Origin of the sequence: Micromonospora sp. C28ISP2-4, from assembly GCF_030519385.1 — a bacterium.
In the GTDB taxonomy this organism is placed as follows: Bacteria; Actinomycetota; Actinomycetes; order Mycobacteriales; family Micromonosporaceae; genus Micromonospora; species Micromonospora tulbaghiae.
Genome location: NZ_JAUMKG010000001.1, coordinates 273,437 through 293,616 on the forward strand (window position 1 = coordinate 273,437; position 20,180 = coordinate 293,616).

17 protein-coding genes are annotated in these 20,180 nt (G+C 73.7%); 3 read left to right on the top strand and 14 right to left on the bottom strand.

All coding sequences use genetic code 11. The annotated features are described in order from the left end of the window. Positions 1-18 precede the first annotated feature (18 nt). From Q3W68_RS01250 to Q3W68_RS01275, 6 genes are all read right to left on the bottom strand, one after another. Positions 19-3,504 carry an ABC transporter ATP-binding protein gene (locus Q3W68_RS01250; RefSeq protein ID WP_302903706.1) on the bottom strand — a complete coding sequence of 1,162 codons (3,486 nt, stop codon included), beginning with the start codon at positions 3,502-3,504 and terminating at the stop codon, positions 19-21. Between the two features lie 90 nt (positions 3,505-3,594). Beyond that, positions 3,595-4,188 carry a TetR/AcrR family transcriptional regulator gene (locus Q3W68_RS01255; protein WP_302903707.1) on the bottom strand — a complete coding sequence of 198 codons (594 nt, stop codon included), beginning with the start codon at positions 4,186-4,188 and terminating at the stop codon, positions 3,595-3,597. A gap of 10 nt (positions 4,189-4,198) precedes the next feature. Next, on the bottom strand, positions 4,199-6,349 hold the full coding sequence (locus tag Q3W68_RS01260; protein WP_302903708.1) for a YhgE/Pip family protein: 2,151 nt from the start codon (positions 6,347-6,349) through the stop codon (positions 4,199-4,201). After that, positions 6,346-7,053, bottom strand: a complete 708-nt coding sequence (locus Q3W68_RS01265) for an ATP-binding cassette domain-containing protein (protein WP_302903709.1) — start codon at positions 7,051-7,053, stop codon at positions 6,346-6,348. The genes Q3W68_RS01260 and Q3W68_RS01265 overlap by 4 nt, the downstream gene beginning before the upstream one ends. Before the next feature lie 93 nt (positions 7,054-7,146). Next, on the bottom strand, positions 7,147-7,986 hold the full coding sequence (locus Q3W68_RS01270) for a DUF4081 domain-containing GNAT family N-acetyltransferase (protein WP_302903710.1): 840 nt from the start codon (positions 7,984-7,986) through the stop codon (positions 7,147-7,149). Positions 7,987-8,051: 65 nt separating this feature from the next. Continuing rightward, complete coding sequence (locus Q3W68_RS01275) at positions 8,052-9,278, bottom strand: MFS transporter (RefSeq protein ID WP_302903711.1); 1,227 nt, start codon at positions 9,276-9,278, stop codon at positions 8,052-8,054. 119 nt (positions 9,279-9,397) lie between these two features. Between Q3W68_RS01275 and Q3W68_RS01280 the strand changes: the two genes are divergently transcribed. Beyond that, positions 9,398-9,985 (top strand): PadR family transcriptional regulator, encoded by a 588-nt coding sequence (locus Q3W68_RS01280; RefSeq protein ID WP_302903712.1) that lies wholly within the window; start codon positions 9,398-9,400, stop codon positions 9,983-9,985. Between the two features lie 120 nt (positions 9,986-10,105). Here Q3W68_RS01280 and ispG read toward each other — a convergent pair whose 3' ends face one another. The 5 genes from ispG to Q3W68_RS01305 form a co-directional block, all read right to left on the bottom strand. Then, entirely contained in the window at positions 10,106-11,281 is a 1,176-nt protein-coding gene (ispG, locus tag Q3W68_RS01285) for a flavodoxin-dependent (E)-4-hydroxy-3-methylbut-2-enyl-diphosphate synthase (RefSeq protein WP_302903713.1), read from the bottom strand. 9 nt (positions 11,282-11,290) lie between these two features. Further along, on the bottom strand, positions 11,291-12,538 hold the full coding sequence (locus tag Q3W68_RS01290) for an RIP metalloprotease (RefSeq protein WP_302903714.1): 1,248 nt from the start codon (positions 12,536-12,538) through the stop codon (positions 11,291-11,293). Beyond that, a complete protein-coding gene (gene dxr, locus Q3W68_RS01295; protein ID WP_302903715.1) occupies positions 12,535-13,749 on the bottom strand; it encodes a 1-deoxy-D-xylulose-5-phosphate reductoisomerase in 1,215 nt (404 codons plus the stop codon). Before dxr ends, Q3W68_RS01290 begins: the two co-directional genes overlap by 4 nt. A 129-nt stretch (positions 13,750-13,878) precedes the next feature. Next, entirely contained in the window at positions 13,879-14,505 is a 627-nt protein-coding gene (locus Q3W68_RS01300; protein WP_302904927.1) for a Uma2 family endonuclease, read from the bottom strand. 113 nt (positions 14,506-14,618) lie between these two features. After that, entirely contained in the window at positions 14,619-15,164 is a 546-nt protein-coding gene (locus Q3W68_RS01305; protein WP_302903716.1) for a GNAT family N-acetyltransferase, read from the bottom strand. A gap of 51 nt (positions 15,165-15,215) precedes the next feature. Here Q3W68_RS01305 and Q3W68_RS01310 point away from each other — a divergent pair, with 51 nt between their 5' ends. Continuing rightward, positions 15,216-16,058: a YhjD/YihY/BrkB family envelope integrity protein gene (locus Q3W68_RS01310; protein WP_302903717.1), complete on the top strand. Its 843-nt coding sequence runs from the start codon at positions 15,216-15,218 to the stop codon at positions 16,056-16,058. Positions 16,059-16,068: 10 nt separating this feature from the next. Here the strand turns inward: Q3W68_RS01310 and Q3W68_RS01315 are convergent, their stop codons facing one another. Beyond that, positions 16,069-17,238, bottom strand: coding sequence for an alkaline phosphatase PhoX (locus tag Q3W68_RS01315; protein ID WP_302903718.1), 1,170 nt, complete (start codon positions 17,236-17,238; stop codon positions 16,069-16,071). A 104-nt stretch (positions 17,239-17,342) separates the two neighbouring features. After that, positions 17,343-17,762, bottom strand: a complete 420-nt coding sequence (locus Q3W68_RS01320) for a ribosomal protein L7/L12 (protein ID WP_302903719.1) — start codon at positions 17,760-17,762, stop codon at positions 17,343-17,345. Between the two features lie 68 nt (positions 17,763-17,830). Between Q3W68_RS01320 and Q3W68_RS01325 the strand changes: the two genes are divergently transcribed. Then, positions 17,831-19,426, top strand: a complete 1,596-nt coding sequence (locus Q3W68_RS01325) for an NAD(P)/FAD-dependent oxidoreductase (RefSeq protein ID WP_302903720.1) — start codon at positions 17,831-17,833, stop codon at positions 19,424-19,426. A gap of 55 nt (positions 19,427-19,481) precedes the next feature. On the opposite strand, the gene Q3W68_RS01330 is transcribed toward Q3W68_RS01325, so the two are convergent. Continuing rightward, complete coding sequence (locus tag Q3W68_RS01330) at positions 19,482-20,120, bottom strand: TMEM175 family protein (protein ID WP_302904928.1); 639 nt, start codon at positions 20,118-20,120, stop codon at positions 19,482-19,484. Positions 20,121-20,180: the final 60 nt, after the last annotated feature.

Consider the following 20,180-nt stretch of genomic DNA (forward strand, 5'->3'; position numbering starts at 1 on the left):
GGGTGGACCCCCGAGGGGTCAGCCGGCCAGGTGGTTCCAGCGGGGTTCCAGGTCGGCCCAGGTGCCCTGGTCGGCCACGGTGCCGTCGATCAGCACCACCACGTGGTCGGCCCGCACCAGCGCGGCCCGCTTCGCGGTAGAGCCGACCACTGTCACCCCGTGCTCGCGCAGCGCCGCCCACAGCGCCAGCTCCGTGCTCACGTCCAGCGCCGACGACACGTCGTCGGCCACCAGCAGCTCGGTACGCGGGGCGAGCGCGCGGGCCAGCGCCAGCCGCTGGAGCTGACCACCCGACAGCCGGGTGCCCTTGTGGCCGATCAGCAGCCCGAGCCCGCCCCCGGCCGCGGCCAGGTCGTGTTCGAGCTGGGCGGTCGAGACCGCCCCGGCGGCGTCCACCTGGTGGCCGAGCGCGATGTTGTCGGCCACCGTGCCGGAGAGCACCCGGGGTAGCTGACCGACGTACCCGACCTGGTTGGGGCGCAGGAACATCTCCGGCTCGGTCACCGGGTCGCCGTTCCAGCGCAGCTCACCGACGTGGTGGACGATCCCGGCGAGCGCGCGCAGCAGCGACGACTTGCCGGACCCGACCGGGCCGACGACCAGCACCAACTGCCCGCGCTCGACCACCAGGTCGACGTCGCGGACCGCGAGCGTGCCGTCGGAGTGCAGCGCGCCGAAGCCGGCCAGCTCCAGGCGGCGCAGCGGGTGCCGGGGCGGCGGCTCAGGCGCGGGCGCGGTGCCGGCGACCATGTCGAGGCCGGGCACCGGCGCCGCGTACACGGCCTCGCCGGTCATCGCCACCGTCCGCTTGGTCCACACCCGCGCCGACGGGTACTGCGACACCAGTGACGCGGTGGTCCACGCGAACCAGCGGGCCGCGCCCAGGGTGGAGACGGCCACGAGCGTGGCGCCGGCGGACAGCTCACCGGCCAGGTAGAGCGCCCACGCGCCGATCGGCAGCAGGCCACTGGCGACCGACGGGGTGGACCGGGCCCACACCTGCATGGCGATCTCGCGTCGCTGCCGCTCACTGCGTACCTCGTCCAGCCGGGCGAGGTGGCGCAGCACCGGGCGGGTCGCGCCGGCCAGCTTCACCGTACGGGCGGCGGACAGCGCGGACACCAGCGCGGTGGCGAACGCGGCGCGCGCCTTCACAGTGCCGGCGGCGGTGCGTTCCAGCCGCGGCCCGAACAGCGTCGCCGCCAGCCCGGAGACCACCATCGTGCCGACGAAGAACAGCGCCGGCACGAAGCTGCCGGTCACCAGCGTCATGGTGACCACGATGACCAGCGAGATGAACTGGTCCATCAGGTTGTCGGCCAGGTGCACCACCCGGTCGGTGTCGCCGCCCTGTGCCACCACCTCGGCCGGGGTGTGCCCGCTGACCCGGCGGGCGCCGGTCTGCCCGTGCACCAGCCGGGCGCTGATCCGCAGCATCTGCCGGATCCACCACTGCGGGAACCACAGGTTCGTCAGGTACGGCAGCGGCAGCACCACGAGCAGCGCCGCCACGATGCCCAGCGCCGGCAGCCACGGGTCGCCGCCGCCGACCAGGTCGGCCCAGAGCCAGGGCAGCACCGCGCCGTCCATCCCGAGCACCGTCATCACGACGAACAGGGCGACCGAGAGCAGGCCGTACCGCGGGTCGTTGGTGCCGAGCCGGAGGATCTCCCGCATGGTCCGCGCGGGAGGTGCGGGCGGCGCGGGTGGCGGGTCGGTGCGCGGCACGGCGGCCGGCCGCGTCGCGGGCGCGGTCGGCGTGGCGGGCGCGTCGTCCCAGGCGGGCGCGTCGAGCAGGTCCACGCCGCCGCGCCGGGCGCCCACACCGGCGTACGCCCCGGCGTGACTGGTGGCGAGCAGTTCGGCGAAGCGGGCCGACTCGCGCAGCGGACCGGCCTCCAGCACCGCGCCGTCGGCCATCACGACCACCTCGTCGCAGCGGCGCACCGAGGAGAGCCGGTGCGCGATGACGATGCCGATCCGGTCGGTGAGCAGCCGTTCGGTGGCTTCGCGTACCCGGTTCTCGGTGACCGGGTCGAGCCGCGCGGTGGCCTCGTCGAGGATCACCACGTGCGGGTCGCGGACCAGGATGCGGGCGAACGCGACGAGTTGCTCCTGCCCGGCGGAGAGCACGTACCCGCCGTCGCCGAGCCGGGTGTGCACGCCGTCGGGCAGTTCGGCGATCCAGCCGGCCAGGCCCAGCTCGGCCAGCGCCCGCTCGGCGGCGTCCAGCAGCTCCGGGTCGAACAGCGCCACGTTCTCGGCGAGCGTGCCGGCCAGGATCTCGGTGCGCTGCGGCACCACGGCGATCCACCGGCGCAGCTCCTCCACGTCCAGGTCGACCAGGTCGGTGCCACCGAGGAAGACCGTGCCGCGCGGCACGTCCACCGCCCGGGTGAGCACCTTGGCCAGCGTCGACTTGCCCGAGCCGGTACGCCCGACGAGCGCGTACGAGCGGCCGCGGACGAAGTCCAGGTGCACGTCGCGCAGCGCCGGCCCACGGTCGTCCCCGCCGGCCGGGTAACGGTAGGTGAGCCCGCGCACGGTCAGGTCGCCGTCGACCGGGGTGGCCCCGCCGTCCGGCTCCTGGGGCGAGCCGGCCAGCAGTTGCACCCGGCCCCACGCGCCGAACGCCTGCTGCAGGTGCGGCACCCAGCGGGCGATGTGCTCGACCGTCGCGCCGAACGCGATGGCCAGCAGCCAGATGGCGGTGAGCCGGGCGGCGTCGACCCGGCCGGTGGCGAGCGCCCACGCGCCGCCCAGCACCACGCCGGCGATGCCGACCCGGACCGCGCCGGCGGCGGCCGCGGTGACCTGGGCGGAGAGCCGGAACACCCGGACGCACCGGGCGATCACCTCGGCCGCGCGGCGGGCGTAGAGGCGCAGCACGTACGGCCGGGCGAGGCTGGTGCGCACGTCGTCCTGCCCGTGCACCGCCTCCTCCATCACAGCCGCGAGGTCGGACCACGCCTCCTCCTCGGCCATCCGGGCCGGGGCGATCCGGGCGGTCGGGCGGCGCAGCGTCACCGCGAGCAGCGAGGTGAGCACGATCATGCCGACACCGGCGGGCCACCAGACGATCAGCGCGCTCACCGTCGCGAGGGCGCAGACCGCGAGGCCCTGCGCCAGCCGTACGCCGGTGTTCCGCATCTCGGCGGCGACCTGGTAGACGTCGTTGTCGATCCGGTCGAGCAGTTCGCCGACCGGGGTGGTCTCCAGGGTGGGCAGGTCCTGACCGAGCGCGACCCGGCAGAGGCGCCGCCGCACGTCGGCCGACCAGTCGGCGGTGAGCCGGGCCATGATCAGGCCGATCAGGAGGTCGGTGACGACAGCGGCGACGAGCGCCACGGCGAGCGCGACGAACCAGCCGGAGGAGCGGTGCACCAGCACCGGTCCGGCCAGCGCGGAGGCGGCGGCCTGGCCACCGGCGCCGAGCACGATCAGCAGCAGGACCGCCGCCATCCGCCGGGGCGCCGTGGCCCAGAGATCTCGGAGCAGGCGCATGGAAGGTCCTCCGGACTCGGATCGGTGGGGGCGGTGCCGTCAGCCTCACCCTTCCGGCGGCCCGGAATCAACCGAATTACCGACCGCCGGTCAGGTCCGGGCGACCCGCCGGACGATGCCGAGCAGCGACTCCTGCACCTCGTCGATCGGCCGCTCCGGCGAGAAGACCAGCCAGTCCACCGCCACCACGAGCCCGACGCCGAACAGCGCCGAGCTGGCGGTCCGCACGTCCAGGTCGGCCGGGAGGTCGCCGCTGTCCACCCCGGCCCGCACCGTGTCGGCGATCACCGCGATGGCCTCGCCGCGCAGCAGCCGCAGCGTCTGCTGCCACTCCCGGTTGGTCCGCCACATCTCCGAGAGCAGGAGCTGGGCGAAGGCGCGGTAGCGACGGATGTACTCCAGCTGGGCGCGGACCAACGCGCCGAGCGCCTCCAGCGGCGGCAGCCCGTCGACGGCGGCCCGGAACTCGGCGGTGAGCAGGCCGATGCCGTGCCGCAGCAGTTCCTCGAACAGGACCGTCTTGGACTCGAAGTTGTAGTAGACGGTCCCCTTCGCCACGCCGGCCCGGGCCGCGATGTCGTCCACGGTGGTCGCCGAGAAGCCCTGCTCGGCGATGAGGTCCACCGCGGCCACGAAGAGGCGCTGGCGGGTGTCCTCGCGCCGGCGTGTCCGTCCGTCCGTCACCGGCTCATCCTCACATGGTCAGTTCGGGATGCAGCTTGGCCGGGGTCAGCCGCCGGGAGCGGCGGGCCGCGCCGACGGTGAGCACCATGGCACCCAGCCCGAACGCCAGCAGCACCAGCGCGCCGGTGACCACCGGTGCTGTCGTACCGCCGTTGATGGTGTGCCGCAGCCCGTCCACCACGTACGTCATCGGCAGCCAGGGGTGGATCGCCTGGAAGAAGCCGGGCGAGGTCTGCACCGGGTAGGTGCCGCCGGACGAGGTGAGCTGGAGCATCAGCAGCGCCAGCGCGGCCAGCCGGCCGGCCGGGCCGAGCGCCACGCCGAGCAGTTGCATGATCGCGGTGAACGCCAGCGAGGTGAGCGCGAGCAGCCCGAACGTGGCCGGGCCGTGCCTCGGGTCGAGCCCGAGCCCGAGCGTCACCACCGTGTAGAGCACCGCGACCTGGGCCAGGCCGATCCCGGCGGCCGGGAGCCACCCGGCGAGCACGACCCGCCAGCCGGGCGCGCCGGACATCACGTGCCGCCGGTTGACCGGCCGCAACAGCATGTAGGTGATCATCGCGCCGACCCAGAGCGCCAGCGACAGGAAGTACGGGGCGAAGCCCACGCCGTACGAGCCGGCCGGGTTCTGCGAGTCGCGGATCAGGCCGACCGGGTCGCCGAGCACGCCGGCGCGAGTGGCCGCGTCGTCGTACCCGGGCAGTTTCCGCTCCCCGGCGGCGAGCCCGTCGGCGAGGTCGCCGGCGCCGCCCTCCAGCCGGGTCAGCCCGTCGACCAGGCGGTTGCTGCCGCTGCCGAGCTGGGCCAGGCCGCCGTCGAGCTGGCGGGCGCCGGTGGCGAGCCGGTAGAGGCCGCCGCGCAGCTCGTGCGCGCCGGTCGACGCGTCGCCCAGCCCGTCGCGGAGCTTGGCGCTGCCCTGGGCCAGCGTGGCGAGCCCGCCGGCCAACTCGTTGACCTTCGCGCGGGCGGAGGCGACGTCGTCGGCCAGGTGCGGCGCGGCGGCGGCCACCTCGCGGGCGGTCTTCGACACGTCGGTCATCTGCTTGCGCAGCGCGGCCATGTCGGTCTTGTCCAGGGCGGCCACCACTGAGCGGGCCTGCGTGACGGCCCGGTCGGCGGCCTTGCGGGCGGCGGCGAATCCGGGATCGTCCGCCAGTTCGGGGTGTTCCTTCGCTACCGCGTCGAGCCGGTCGCGGACCTCCTCGGCGCTCGCGACCACCTCGGCGGCCCGGCCCGGCAGCACGTCCAGTCCGGCGGCGAGTTGCTGGGCGCCGTCGGCGACGAGCGTGGCCGCCTTCTCGATCTTGTCGGCGTTGCGGCGCAGCACCGGCTCGTACTTGTCGGCGGCGGCGTTCACGGTGGCCGCCGCCGCCTTGGTCTCGGTGGCGGCGCGCCCGGCGCCGTCGGCGAGCTGGGCGGCGCCGGTACGCAGCTGGTCGAGGCCCTTGGCGAGCTTGTCCGCGCCCTGGACCGACTGGTTCAGTCCACCGGCGAGCTGCCCGGCACCGTTTCCGGCGTCACCGAGCCCGTCGGCGAGCTGGTCGGCGCCCCGCTGGGAGCTGCCGAGCCCGTCGGCGATCTTCCCGGCGCCGTCGGCGGCGCGTCCGGTCTCGGCCTTGGCGTCGGTGAAGCCGATCAGCATCTTGTCGAAGTAGGTGGCGGCGGTGCTCTGCGCGGCGGCGGCCCGGATCTCGCTGAACGCCGACCGGGCGAGCAGGCCGGACAGGTAGTTGGTGGCGTCGTCGTTGACGACCTTCAGCTCGCCCTGCCGGGCCGGGCGGTCCGGTTCCGGGCCGGCGGCGAGCGTGGCCGAGAAGTCCTCCGGGATGGAGAAGACCAGGTGGTAGCGCCCGTCGCGCAGCCCCTTGGCCGCGTCGGCCTGGTCGGTCACGGTCCAGCCGAACACCTTGCGGTCGAGCAGTTCCTCGGTCAGGTCGCGGCCGGCGTGCACCTCGCTGCCGTCACCGGCGGTGGCCGGGCGGTCGGCGTTGACCAGGGCGACCGGGATGCGGTCCATCTTCCCGTAGGGATCCCAGAACGCGTACAGGTAGAGCGCGCCGTAGAGCAGCGGGACGATGGTGAGCACCGCGAGCGCGGCGCGTGGCAGCCGGCCCCGGGTCATCCGGCGCAGCTCGAACAGGGCCAGTCGCAGGACGCTCATGCGGGCACCTCGGCGGACTCGGCGGGAACGGTCAGGGCGGGGACGGGCACTGCCGGGTCGCCGATGCGGTGCACGGTGGCGGCGACTCCGGGCTCGACGGCGCGGGCGCTGGCGACCACCGCGTACCCCTGGTCGGCGAGGCGTTCCAGCGCGCCCCACATCCACTCCCGCTCGGGGCGGTCGGCGCCGGCGTCCACGTCGTCGGCGACGATCAGGTTCGGGCCGCTCAGGCTGGCCAGCACCAGCCCGAGCACCTGGCGCTCGACCGGGGTGAGGTCGCGGCCGTACCGGTCGGGGTCCAGCGGCGCGTCGGTGAGCCCGGCACCGGCGATCGCGGCGGCGTAGGCGTCGCGGCGGTAGGCCCGGCGGGCCCGGACCGCGGTGACCGGTACCAGCCGGCGCCGGCGGCGTGGCACCGGGCCGAGCAGCAGCAGGCGTTCGGTGATGTGCTCGGCGACGGTGAGCGTCGGGTCGGGTTCGTGCACGCCCGCCACCTGGCCGAGCGCGGCCGGGCCGCGGCGGCGCAGCTCGCCGTGGTTGTGCGGGAAGCGCCCGGCCAGCGCGAGCAGCAGCGAGGTGCGTCCGCTGCCGGGCGGGCCGGTGACGGCGTGCAGCTCACCGCTCGCGGCGGTGAGGTCGACGTCCCGGTAGACCCAGCCGCGGCGGGTGCGCAGGCCCAGGCCGCTGGCCTCGACGATGTTCATTCCGACCCCGGATTCCGAACTGACTAGTCAGTATAAAAACATGCCCAGCATAGCGTCGGGTGTCCGGTTCGGGACGTGTGGCGGGAGTGATCCTCAGAACAGCACTGTGGCGAGCGTGCCGACCGGGCGGAAGCCGCAGCGCTCGTAGACCCGGCGGGCAGGCAGGTTGAAGTCGTTGACGTAGAGGCTCACGGTGGGCGCCACCCGCTCCAGCGCGTCGCGGACCACGGCGGCCATCGCGGCGGTGGCGATGCCCCGGCCACGCCACTCGGGCGCCACCCAGACGCCCTGCACCTGCGCGGTCCGGCGGGTCACCACCGCGAGCTCCGCCTTGAAGACCACCCGCCCGTCGACGAAGCGGGCGTAGGCGCGGCCGGCGCGCACCAGCTCGGTCACCCGCCGCCGGTAGCCGCGCCCGCCGTCCTCGGCCAGCGGCGACACCCCGACCTCCTCGGTGTACATCGCCACCGCCGCCGGGAACAGCAGGTCGATCTCGCTGCCGCGTACCCGGCGCACGTGCGGGTCGGGCGCCACGGCGGGCAGCGCGTCAGTCGCCAGCAGCGGCTGGTTCGGGCGTACGTCCCGAGCCGGCCCCCAGTGCGCGGAGAGGCGGTCCCAGAGCCCGAGCACCGCGTCGGCGCGGCCCACGATCGAGGAGCAGAGCCGCTCCTCGGCGCTCAACTGGTCGGCGAACGCGGTCACCGCCGACTCGGACGCGAGCACCGGGGTCAGGTTGCCGCCCAGCCAGCAGATCGACTCCAGGTGCCGGCGGGAGCCGTACCCGAGGATCCGCGCCTCGGCCCGCCACCACGCCAGCCCGCGTGCCGCCACCCGCTCGGCGACCTGCGCGCCGGCGTACGGGTCGAGGTCGAGCAGCCGCTCGACCGCGCGGCGCTCCGACTCCCCGAGTTGGCGTACCGGCACCGTGAGCACGGCTACCAGCCTGCCAGATCCACCCCGGCGTGCGCGGGCCGACCGGGCACCCGGATGGACGGCGCTCAGGCCGCTGGCGCCGGCACCGGTTCAGGCACGGCCGGCCGGGTCCGGGCGGCCCAGCGCACCACCGGCGGCACCAGCGCGCCGAGCAGCAGGAACACCACGCCGAGCACCAGCCAGCCGGGCACGCCCCAGCCGATCGCGAGCGTGGTCACCACCACCGGGGCGACCATCGAGCCCAGTTGCATGCCCATCCCGTACGCGCCCTGGTACTGCCCGTGCGCGTGTGCCGGGGCCAGGCCGAAGGAGATGCCCCATCCGGCCGCCGCGTGCCACAGCTCCCCCACGACGTGCACCAGCGCGCCGGCCAGCAGCAACGGCACCGCCACCGCGACCGGCACGCCGCCACCGGCGGCGAACAGCGCGCAGGCGACAGCGAGCAGAACACCCGCCCGGCGGGCGGCCCGGCCCGCGCCGGTCAGGTCCTCGGTGCCCCGCGAGGCGCGGACCTGGAACAGGATCACCACCACGGTGTTGACGAGCAGGCACGCGGAGATCAGCCAGTTCGGCGCCGTGGTGTGCCCGGCGATCCAGAGCGGCAGGGCGATGTTGATCAGCGAGAAGTGCATGGACATGAGCCCGTCCAGCACGGTGAAGGCGAGGAACGGGCGGTCCCGCAGCGCGATCAGCCGCGGACCGTGCGCCGGGGCGGGCATCGGCGGCACCGGCGGGAGCCGGAGCAGCACCGCCGCCGCCAGCACGTAGGTGGCGGCGTCGAGCAGAATCAGCATGACGTACGCGCCGCGGGTGTCGGCGGCGAGCGCGAACCCGGCCAGCACCGTGCCCACCGAGATGCCGACGTTGGTGACCGCGCGCAGGTAGGCGCGGGTGCGGACCCGCTGGCCGGGTGGGACGGCGCCGGCGATCAGCGCGCCCCGGGCACCACGGGTGCCCGCGTCGGCGACCGCCATCAGCACGCCGACCACCAGGAAGCCGGTGAACGAGCGCACCGCCACCAGGGCGGCCGTGCACCCGGCGGAGGCGAGCAGCGCGGCCATCTGGAGCCCGCGCGGGCCGAGACGGTCGGCGAGGTAGCCCATCGGCGTGCTCGCCACCAGGCTGACCAGCGCGGTGAGCGTGAGCGCCACGCCGACCTGGGTCACCGAGAGCCCGACCGACCGGGTGAGGAACAGCGCACTGGCGGTGAGCCAGGTGCCCCGCCCGACGGTGTTGACGAGCGTGGAGATCGCGAGGGTCCGGGACGGGCCCGGTTCGGGAAGCAGGCGCACCTCGGCACCTTAGCAAGACGTACGTACGGTTTTCAGCCCGGTTTGTTCGACGCCTTGTCGGCGATGCATTGCCGATATATCGTTGATGCATCAGTGATACCACGACAGAAGGAGAACCGATGGGTTTCCATCGACGCATGCACGCCATGCACGACGAGATGCGCCGCCGTGGCGGCTTCGGCTTCCCGCCCGTACCCCCGGGTCCGCCGCCCTTCTCCCCCGGACCCCACGGTCACGGGCGGGGCCGGGGCGGACGAGGACGCGGCCGGCGGCCCAACGTGCGCGGGGCCGTGCTGGCCCTGCTCACCGAACGGCCGATGCACGGCTACGAGATGATCCAGGAGATCGACGCCCGCACCGGCGGGGCCTGGCGGCCCAGCCCCGGCTCGATCTACCCGACGCTCCAACTGCTGGAGGACGAGGGGCTCATCGCCACCGCCGCCGACTCCGAGGGCGGGCGCAAGCGGTTCGCGCTGACCGAGGCGGGCCAGGCCGAAGCGACCGGCGCGGCACAGACCCCGCCCTGGGCGGAGTTCGCCGAGCAGACGGTCAACAGCTGGCACGACATCCGCGACGCCGGCGCGCAGGCCATGCAGGCGCTGCGGCAGGTGATGACCACCGGAACCGACGACCAGCGCGCCCGGGCCGCCCAGGTGCTCGACGAGACCCGGCGCAAGCTCTACGCCATCCTCGCCGAGTCCGAGTGAACGCCGGGCGGGGCCTCCCGGTCACTCCCGGCGCGCGGTGACACCGTGCGTGCCGGCCCGCGAACGCGCGTGCGGCCGCCCCCGATGCCGGGGACGGCCGCACGGTGACGCGGAAGCGGATCAGTGCACGGTGACGGTGGCGCCGCCCGGCACCAGGTCACGCAGCTCCTCGGGGATCTCGGCGCCCATCTCGTCGGCGATGCGCAGCGCCTCCTCGATCAGCGTCTCCACGATCTGCGCCTCGGGCACGGTCTTGACGACCTTGCCCTTGACGAAGATCTGGCCCTTGCCGTTGCCGGAGGCCACGCCCAGGTCGGCCTCGCGGGCCTCGCCCGGGCCGTTCACCACGCAGCCCATGACCGCGACGCGCAGCGGCACCGGCAGGCCCTCCAGGCCGGCGGTGACCTCCTCGGCCAGCTTGTAGACGTCGACCTGTGCCCGGCCGCAGGACGGGCAGGAGACGATCTCCAGGCCCCGCTCACGCAGGCCCAGCGACTCCAGGATCGCGGTGCCGACCTTGATTTCCTCGACCGGCGGGGCGGACAGCGAGACCCGGATGGTGTCGCCGATCCCCTCGGCCAGCAGCGCGCCGAACGCCACCGCCGACTTGATCGTGCCCTGGAACGCCGGGCCCGCCTCGGTGACACCCAGGTGCAGCGGGTAGTCGCACTTCTCGGCCAGCAGCCGGTACGCCCGGATCATCACCACCGGGTCGTTGTGCTTGACCGAGATCTTGATGTCCCGGAAGCCGTGCTCCTCGAACAGCGAGCACTCCCACAGCGCCGACTCCACCAGGGCCTCGGCGGTGGCCTTGCCGTACTTGGCCAGCAGGCGCTTGTCCAGCGAGCCCGCGTTGACGCCGATCCGGATCGGCACGCCCGCGTCGCCCGCGGCCCGCGCGATCTCCTTGACCTTGTCGTCGAACTGCCGGATGTTGCCCGGGTTCACCCGGACCGCGGCGCAGCCGGCGTCGATCGCCGCGAAGACGTACTTCGGCTGGAAGTGGATGTCGGCGATCACCGGGATCTGCGACTTCTTCGCGATCGCGGGCAGCGCCTCCACGTCGTCCTGCGACGGCACGGCGACCCGGACGATCTGGCAGCCGGACGCGGTCAGCTCGGCGATCTGCTGGAGCGTGGCGTTGACGTCGGCGGTGAGGGTGGTGGTCATGGACTGCACCGAGACCGGCGCGCCCCCACCGACCGGCACCGAACCGACCATGATCTGGCGGCTGGCCCGGCGCGGGGCCAGCGGCGGCGGCGGTACGGGGGGCATACCGAGACTGACAGCGGTCACTTCAGGCACTCACCTTGAGAAGAGCGTGATGGGGTTGATGACATCAGCGGTGATGGTCAGCAGCGTGAACGCGCCACCGATCAGGATCACCGCGTACGTGAAGGGCATGAGCTTGAGGTAGTCGACGCGGCCTGGGTCGGCGCGGCCGATGCGGGCGTACAGCCAGGACCGCGCCCGCTCGAACCAGGCGATGGCGATGTGGCCGCCGTCCACCGGGAGCAGCGGCAGCAGGTTGAACACGCCGATGAAGAAGTTCAGCGACACGAAGAGCATGAAGAACACCAGCCAGGCGTTGTTCTCCACGGCCTCGCCGCCGAGCCGGCTGGCGCCGACCACGCTGATCGGGGTGTCCACGTCGCGCTCGCCGCCAGTGATCGCGTTCCACAACGCGGGCACCTTCTGCGGGATGCGCTGCATCGCCTGCGCGGTCTGCACCGCCATGGTGCCGGTGAAGTCTGCGGTCGCGCCGAACGCCGCGACCGGCCCGTACTCCACCCGGGGCGGCGTGCTGGGTTGCAGCGCCACACCGAGCGCGGAGACCGACGAGGTGGCGCCCTTCGGGTCGTCCAGCGGCGGACGCTGCACCGAGGCCAGGTCGACCCGCGCCTCGTCCGGCTTGCCGTCGCGCACGAAGGCGACGGTGGCCGTGCCGGGCGGGGTGGCGCGGACCACGTCGAGCATGTCGCCCCAGGTCGAGACCGGCTTGCCGTTCACCGCGGTGATCCGGTCACCGTCCTTGAGCTGGGCCTGGGCGGCCGGGCTGGCCGGGTCGCCGCTCTGGCAGGCGCGGGCGGCGTTCTCCACCACCACGCACGGGGCCAGTGCGATCACCGCCGGTTCCGCCTTGAAGCCCTCCTCGGTGGAAGGGAACTTCGGGTTCGGCAGGCCGGCGGTGACAGCGATGATCCAGAGCGCGATCAGCGCCAGGGCGAAGTGGGTGATCGAACCGGCGGACATCACGATCGTCCGCTTCCACACCGGGTAGCGCCACATCGCGCGCTTCTCGTCACCGGGCTCGACGTCGTCGTCCTGCGGGGTCATTCCGACGATCTTGCAGAAGCCGCCGAGCGGGATGCCCTTGATGCCGTACTCGGTCTCGCCCCGCTTGAACGACCACAGCGTCGGGCCGAAGCCGACGAAGAAGCGCGTGACCTTCATCCCGAACGCCTTGGCGGTCAGCATGTGACCCGCCTCGTGCAGACTCACCGAGATGAGGATCGCCAGGGCGAACAGCACCACCCCGAGCAGATAGCTCATCGAGCTCCTTCCACCGACCCGACGATGATCTCCTGGGCGTGCGCCCGTGCCCACGACTCGGCGGCGAGCACGTCCTCGACGGTACCTGGTTCGTCGAAATCGGGAGCGTCCTCCAGCACCCGCTGGAGGGTGTCGACGATGCCGAGGAACGGCAGCCGGCCCGCGACGAACGCGGCCACGCACTCCTCGTTCGCCGCGTTGTAGATCGCCGGGCGGCAGCGCCCCGCCTCGCCCGCCGCCTTGGCCAGCGCGACAGCCGGGAACGCGGCGTCGTCGAGCGGGAAGAACTCCCAGGTGTGTGCAGTGGTCCAGTCCACCGCCGCGGCGGCGCCCGGCACGCGCTCCGGCCAGCCGATACCCAGCGCGATGGGCAGCCGCATGTCCGGCGGGCTGGCCTGCGCGAGCGTGGAGCCGTCGGTGAACTCGACCATCGAGTGGATCACCGACTGCGGGTGGACCATCACCTCGATGTCGGCGTACGGCACGTCGAACAGCTCGTGCGCCTCGATCACCTCGAGCGCCTTGTTGACCATCGTGGCGGAGTTGATCGTGACGACCGGACCCATGTTCCAGGTGGGGTGCGCCAGCGCCTGCTCCGGCGTCACGGCGGTCAGCTCGTCGCGCCGCCGCCCCCGGAACGGGCCGCCGCTGGCGGTGACCACCAGCCGCCGCACCTCGCCCCGGGCGCCGCCGCGCAGGCACTGCGCCAGCGCCGAGTGCTCGGAGTCGACAGGGACGATCTGCCCCGGCCGCGTCACCGCGGCCTTGACCAGCGGGCCGCCGGCCACCAGGGACTCCTTGTTGGCGAGCGCGAGGGTACGCCCGGCGTGCAGCGCGGCCAGCGTCGGCGGCAGGCCCAGCGAGCCGACCACGCCGTTGAGCACCACGTCGCACGGCCACTGCGCCAGCTCGGTCATCGCGTCCGGCCCGGCCACGATCTTGGGCAGCTTGAAGTCGCCGGTGGCCCAGCCACGCCGGCTCGCCTCGGCGTAGAACGCGAGCTGGAGGTCCTGCGCGGCGGACGCGCGGGCCACGCCGACGGCCTCCACGCCCAGCTCCAGCGCCTGCGTGGCGAGCAGGTCCACGTTGCCGCCACCCGCGCCGAGGGCAACCACCCGGAAGCGGTCCGGGTTGCGCTTGACGATGTCGATGGCCTGGGTGCCGATCGAGCCGGTCGAACCGAGCAGCACGAGGTCTCGGGGAGTGGTCACCGGACCATTGTTCCCCAGCGCCTCACCCCGGTTCGTCCCGGAGTGCCCGGCGACATGATCGACTCCACTTCGCCGAGGTGGCGGCATCAGGGTTGCCGCGATGCCACCACTGAGGCGAACCGGTGTGGATCACGCCTGCGGCGCCTCCTCGTCGAGCAGGTCGGCCGGGTCGACGCTGAACTCGAACGGCTCCCGCATTACGAACGTCGTACCGGCGGCCGCGGCGGCCAGCGGACGGTACTCATCCTCGACCAGTTCGTAGAGGGCGAGCGCGGGCACCCGGTTGCGCAGGTCAACCCGGAGGAAGTACGGCACACCGGCGGCGGCGTACTCCCGCGGCCGGTCGATCACGTCCTTGCGCCGGTTGCCGGGTGACACGATCTCACCGAGGAGCACGGCCTGGCCGATGTCGACGGCGGATCGACCACCGCCCGAGGACCGCAGCACGGCGATGTCGGGGATGAACAGATCCTTGCCGGAAACCAGATTGATCTCGGGGTAGACCCAGAGCCCGTTACGCCGGGCGGCCCGGTGCAGCCGATACGGCAACTCGCGTTCGACCGACTGATGGTCGATGCCGGCATGTGGTGTCACGATCACGCTTCCGCTCAGGACCTCGACCTTCGGGCCGTTGGTCTCCGGTAGGAGATCGAGAGCGAGCTGCGCGGTCCAGGGCTCGTCGCGCCAGCGGAGCACGTCGAACGACGGCTCGGCCGGCTGCGGTGCCGGCTCGGGCGCGAACGCGGCCTGGGCCATCAGGCTCACCCCCTCAGCGGGTAATCGTGCTACCCCTCACCCTAGCGGCGCTGTCCCGTTCCGCCCTGCTCGCACACGTTGTCCGTCTCCACTCAGCCAGCTCCGCCGGACGGTCAGGCGGGGCGGTCCAGGACGAAGGTCTCCAGTTCGGTGCCGCCGTACCAGTCGGTGCGCACACCCACGTGCGTCATGCCGAGGCGCCGGGCCACCGCCGTCGACGGGGCGTTCCCGGCCATCACCACCGCGTACACCCTCGGGGTGCCGGTGGCGAACTCGCGTTCCAGCACCGCGCGGGCCGCCTCGGTCGCGTAGCCGCGGCCCTGGGCGTCGGGGTGCAGGTGCCAGCCGACCTCGATGTCGTCGGTCAGCGTGACGCCGTCGCGTCCCGGCAGCGGCTTGAGCAGGATGCTCCCCGCCACCGGCCCGCCGTCGCGCGGCTCGATCGCCCACAGGCCCCACCGGCCGGCGTACGGCGCCCAGCGCTCCCGCCAGGACCGGACCCGCTCGCGCGCCTCGGACGGGTCGGTCATCCGCCCCTTCCCGCCGCCCAGCCAGCGCATCACCTCGTCCCGGGAGTAGATGTCGTAGACCCGGGCCAGGTCGTCCGGAGACTCGGTCCAGTCCCGCAGCACCAGCCGGTCGGTCGTGGCGATCGTCATGCCGCCGGATCGTAATGCGTGGCGCGGGGTCGTACGGGGAACGGAGGGGCGATGGGCGACGGGTGGGAGCGGACGAAGCGGATCACGGCTGCGGCGTTCCGGCCGGTCCGTGGCCGTGACCTGTCGCTGCACGCCGCCGCGATCACCTTCTACGGCGCGATCGCCGTGGTGCCGGTGGCGCTGCTGGCGATCTGGCTGACCGGGCTGCTCGCCGGGGCGGACCGGGTGCGACGGCTGACCGGGTACGCCATCGACACGCTGCCCACCGAGATCGGCGCGCACCGGGCGGCGGCCGCGCTGGTCGAGGCCGGGCTGGGCCTGACCCCGCTGCTGGCGCTGGCCTCGCTGCTGCCGGCCTCCCTCTACGGGGAAGGGCTGCGCCGCGCGTTCGTCTCGGTGGCCGAGCCGCGCGCCGAGTCCGGCGCGCTGGTCGGCTGGCGGGGCCGCCTGCTGCTGCTCCCGCTGCTGGCGCCGGCCCCGGCGCTGCTGCTGTCGATCCTGCTCGGGCTGCCGATGACCACCCGGCTGGTACGCCAGGGCGGCTGGCTCGGCGCGCTCGGCGTGGTGCTGTCGTTCCTCGCGGTGTGGCTGGTGCTCACGCCGGTGCTGATCTGGGTGTTCCGGGTGGTCGGCCCGGCCTCCCCGGACTGGCTCGTCACAGTGGGCCTGGGTTCGTTCACCGCGGCGAACCTGTCCGGCTTCCTGCACGGTTTCGTGCTGTTCTGCTCGCTGCCGCTGGACCTGGGGGTGCCGTTCGGCGGGTTCGACGAGATCGGCGGCGGCGTGGCGGTGCTGCTCTGGCTGTACCTGTTCCACGTGATCGTGCTGTCCGGCTACTCGGCCACGCTGGCGGCGAGCCGGTGGCGGGCCACCCGGGAGGCGGCCCGCGCCTGACGGCTGGGGGTCAGCGCCGGAACGGGCCCCGCACCTCGTACGTGATGCCGCCGGTGCCGGCCCGCGCGCCGCTGGTGCCGCGCTGCGAGGAGAAGTAGAGCCGGCTGCCGTCCGGGGAGAACGCCGGCCCGGTGATCTCCGACTCGGACTGCCCGAGCAGCCGCAGGAACGGGGCCACCACACCGGCCGGCGTGATCACGTTGATCTCCATGTCGCCGCCGTCCTCGGCCACGTAGAGGTCACCGCCGGCGGTGCCGGTGATGTTGTCGACGCCGGTCAGCGGCGCGGCCCCGGCCGGCACCAGCGAGTCGTCGTACGCGAGGTCGAGCCGCTGGTTCACCGCGTCGTACGCCCACACCCGGTTGTCGCCCTTGGTGGTGAACCAGCAGGTGTCGTCGGCGTACCAGCACCCCTCACCGCCGTCGAACGTCTGCGCCGCGGCGACCTGGTAGCGGGTGGGCACCGGGAACCCGTCGCGGTCCGGCAGGTCCCGCCAGGTCACCGGCCCGGTCACCTGGCCGTCCGGGGCGCAGAGCACCTGCACCCGGCCGGTGCGCAGGTCGCCCCAGGTGTCCGGGACGAAGCGGTAGAAGCAGCCGTCGCCCTCGTCCTCGGTCAGGTACACCACCCGCCGCACCGGGTCGCAGGCCGCCGCCTCGTGCTTGAAGCGGCCCATCCGGGTCCGCTCCTCGCCGGACCGGCCGCCCTCGGGCCAGGTCTCGAAGACCCGGCCCAGCGGCACCTCCTCGCAGGACAGCCACGTCCCCCACGGGGTCGGCCCACCGGCGCAGTTGACGTTCGTGCCGCCGAGGATCCGGTACGCGGCGGCGATCGCGCCGTCGGTGGCGAACCGCACCGCCGAGGCGCCGCCGACGAGCGGGACCTCCGAGTTGGAGGCGTAGATCCAGCCGTCGCCGGCCGGGAAGCAGGCGCCGCCGTCCGGCGCCGGGTGCCAGGTGTACGAGGTGCCCGCGACCCGCTGGCCGGAACGCGCGATCACCCGGCTGGTGAAGCCGGCCGGCAACTGGAGGCCGTTGGCGTCGGCGGCCAGCAGGTCGCCGTACGGGCCGGGGCCGGGCTGGGCGGGCTGGGCGGGGGCGGCCGCGGCGGCCCAGAGGCCACCGGCGAGAGCGGCGGCGCCACCGGCGGCTGTGGCGCGCAGGACGGTACGACGATCCATCGGGGATTACCTCCCGGAGGCGGTGGGTGTCCCGTCGACGGTAGGACGAAAATGCATCGACAACTGCCACTATAGGGTGAACGCGGGGTGACGGCCGTCCGGCGTCAGAGGCCCTCGACGTACCGCTTGGCGTCGGCGAGCGACATGTGCGTGTGCTCCCGCACCACCTTGATCGCCTGGATCTTCTTCCCCTGGTACAGCAGCCGCGCGGCCTCGGCCCGCACCGCGTCGTCGACGCCCTTCCCCGGTGCCGGCGGGCCGGGCGACCAGGTTCCGCCGGACGCCAGCGCGTCCACCGCCCGCTTCGCGTCCAGCAGCGACAGCCCGGTCTGCTCGCGCAGCACCTTGACCGCCTCGACGGTACGCCCCGCGCGGGCCAGCCGGAGCACCTCGGCCTGCCCGTCGCCGGCCGGACGGTTCGGGGCGACCAGATTCCGGGGACGGTCGCGCCGCAGCACGAGCAGCAGGAGAAGCACCACCACGACGAGCGCCACCGCGAGCGCGATCTGGACAGCCGGGGACATGGCGGCCACGGTAGCGTCCCGACGCGAACCCTCCCGCGCGGGAGCCGCCGCCGCTACGCTCCGGTCCCATGAGCGACGCGAGCGAGCTGCCGTCCCGCGCCGACGTCGTCGTGGTCGGTGCCGGGCACAACGGACTGGTCTCGGCGATCCTCCTGGCCCGCGCCGGCCTGGACGTCCTCGTGCTGGAGGCGTCAGCGATGATCGGCGGGGCGACCCGCACCGAGAACCCGTTCCCGAAGGTGCCGGGGCTGCGTCACTCCACCGGGTCGTACCTGCTCGGACTGATGCCGCCGGAACTGCTGGCGACGCTCGACGTGACCATCCCGGTGCTGCGCCGCGACCCGCACTACTTCCTGCCCACGCCGGGCGGGCTCGGCTCGCCGCACCTGCTGGCCGGCAGCGACGTCGCGGCGAGCCGGCGACAGCTCGCGGAGATGTTCTCCCCCGCCGACGTGGCAGCCGACGACGCGCTGCACGCCGAGCTGGCCCAGTTGCGGGAGGATCTCGCCCCGGCGTGGCTCGCCGAGCCGCTGCCGGTCGATCAGACCGCCGAGCGCTACGTGCGGCCCGCGCTGCGGCAGGTCTTCGTCGACCTGGTGCGCGGCTCGGTCGCCGATCACCTGGCCCGCTTCGACTTCCGCTCCGAGCTGCTGGTCAGCATGTACGCGGTCACCGACGGCCTGTCCGGGCTGAACGCCGGCCCGGACGACCCGGGCACCGGCCACAACTTCCTGGTGCACAACATGTGCCGGCTGCCCGGAGCGGACGGCACCTGGATGATCACCCGGGGCGGCATGGGCACTGTGTCCCGCACGTTCGCCGAGGCCGCCGTGCGCGCCGGGGCGCGGATCGTGGCCGACGCGCCGGTGACCGCGATCCGGCTCGCCTCCGGTGCCGCCGCCGGGGTGACGCTCGCCGACGGACGGGAGGTGGACGCCTCCGTGGTGCTCGGCGCCTGTGACCCGTACCGGCTGATGGAGCTGCTGCCCGACGGCGCGCTCCCGGCGGAGCTGGGCGCGCGGATGGCGGCGGTCCGCCGCCCCGGCACCACGCTCAAGCTCGACCTGGCGCTGACCGGGCTGCCGCGCTTCTCCTGCCTGCCGGACGACGCGCCGAGCCCGTTCGGGTCGACCATCCACCTGCTGCCCGGCTCGGCCTCGCTCGTCGGCGACGGCGGCGAGTCGCCCATGGCCGCGCTGCGCGGCATGTGGGCGGACGTGCGGGCCGGGCGGCTGCCGGACGAGCCGACGATCGAGTGGTACCTGCACACGACTGTCGACCCGTCGCTGTCCGACGACGCGGGGCACCACTCGTCCGCGCTGTTCGTGCAGTCGGTCCCCTACGAGCTGGCCGGCACCACCTGGAAGGCGGCTCTGCCGGGCTACGTGGAGCGGCTGATCGCGATCTGCGAGCGGTACGCCCCGGGCGCCGGTGACCTGGTCGCGGACGCGGTGCCGCTGCCGCCGCCCGGGATCGAGGCGCACTTCGGCATCACCGGCGGGCACATCCACCACGTGGACAACACGGTGTCGTTCACCGACCGGATGCCGTACGCGACGGGCGTGGACGGCCTGTACGCGGGCAGCGCCGGCTGCCATCCGGCGGGCAGCGTGATCGGCGCGGCCGGGCACAACGCCGCCCGGCGCATCCTCGCCGACCTGTAAGGAAGGGCCCCTTCTTAACGCCTCCGGTAGAGGAAGGGTCCCCTCTTAACACCCCTCACGGCGTGTCGGGCGCCTCCTGGCCGGCGGGCGGGAGGTCGCCCGGACCGCGCACCAGGTAGACGCCGACCAGCAGCAGGTACGCCAGCAGGCTCAGCACCGGGTCGACGAACACGATCGCGAACGCGACCAGGTAGAGCAGCGGACCGAGGCGGAACCGGCGGGCCACCGCCTGCGCCAGCCTCGGGTCGAGGCCCGGGTGCAGCAGCCCGCGGCGGCGCGCCCACCACCAACTCAGGTTGAAGAACAGCGCCTCACCGAGCACCACGCCCGCGTACAGCGCGGCAGTCAGCCGCTGGTCGCCGACGGTGCCGCGCAGGTTGTCCGCGAGCAGGTCCGCGGTGAACGGGATCGCCGCCACGAACATCAGCAGCAGCAGGTTCAGCACCAGCAGCATCTGGTCGACCCGGCGGACGTAGCGCCACATGTTGTGGTGGGTCAGCCAGACCTGGCCGACGATGGCGAACGTGATCACGTACGCCAGGTAGGCGCGCCACTCGTGCAGCAGCGCGGCCGGCAGCCCGTCGTCCTGCGGGGTGTCCGGGTCGAACGACAGCAGCTCGACGGCCATCAGGGTGAGCACGATGGCGATCACCGCGTCGCTGAACGCCTCCACCCGGGAGGCGTCGCGCGCCATCTCGTTGCCGCGCCCGAACCGGTACGCCGGTTCCCTGTCCGCACCCGTCACGCCGCCCCC

Bases quoted from the DNA above. Each gene is read 5' to 3' on its own strand.
- Q3W68_RS01325 (WP_302903720.1), top strand. From the start codon at position 17,831: ATGAGCGACGCGAGCGAGCTGCCGTCCCGCGCCGACGTCGTCGTGGTC.
- Q3W68_RS01280 (WP_302903712.1), top strand. From the start codon at position 9,398: ATGGGTTTCCATCGACGCATGCACGCCATGCACGACGAGATGCGCCGC.
- Q3W68_RS01300 (WP_302904927.1), bottom strand. From the start codon at position 14,505: ATGGCCCAGGCCGCGTTCGCGCCCGAGCCGGCACCGCAGCCGGCCGAG.
- Q3W68_RS01320 (WP_302903719.1), bottom strand. From the start codon at position 17,762: ATGTCCCCGGCTGTCCAGATCGCGCTCGCGGTGGCGCTCGTCGTGGTG.
- Q3W68_RS01260 (WP_302903708.1), bottom strand. From the start codon at position 6,349: ATGAGCGTCCTGCGACTGGCCCTGTTCGAGCTGCGCCGGATGACCCGG.
- Q3W68_RS01265 (WP_302903709.1), bottom strand. From the start codon at position 7,053: ATGAACATCGTCGAGGCCAGCGGCCTGGGCCTGCGCACCCGCCGCGGC.
- Q3W68_RS01290 (WP_302903714.1), bottom strand. From the start codon at position 12,538: ATGAGCTATCTGCTCGGGGTGGTGCTGTTCGCCCTGGCGATCCTCATC.
- Q3W68_RS01315 (WP_302903718.1), bottom strand. From the start codon at position 17,238: ATGGATCGTCGTACCGTCCTGCGCGCCACAGCCGCCGGTGGCGCCGCC.
- Q3W68_RS01250 (WP_302903706.1), bottom strand. From the start codon at position 3,504: ATGCGCCTGCTCCGAGATCTCTGGGCCACGGCGCCCCGGCGGATGGCG.
- Q3W68_RS01330 (WP_302904928.1), bottom strand. From the start codon at position 20,120: ATGGCGCGCGACGCCTCCCGGGTGGAGGCGTTCAGCGACGCGGTGATC.
- Q3W68_RS01305 (WP_302903716.1), bottom strand. From the start codon at position 15,164: ATGACGATCGCCACGACCGACCGGCTGGTGCTGCGGGACTGGACCGAG.
- Q3W68_RS01310 (WP_302903717.1), top strand. From the start codon at position 15,216: ATGGGCGACGGGTGGGAGCGGACGAAGCGGATCACGGCTGCGGCGTTC.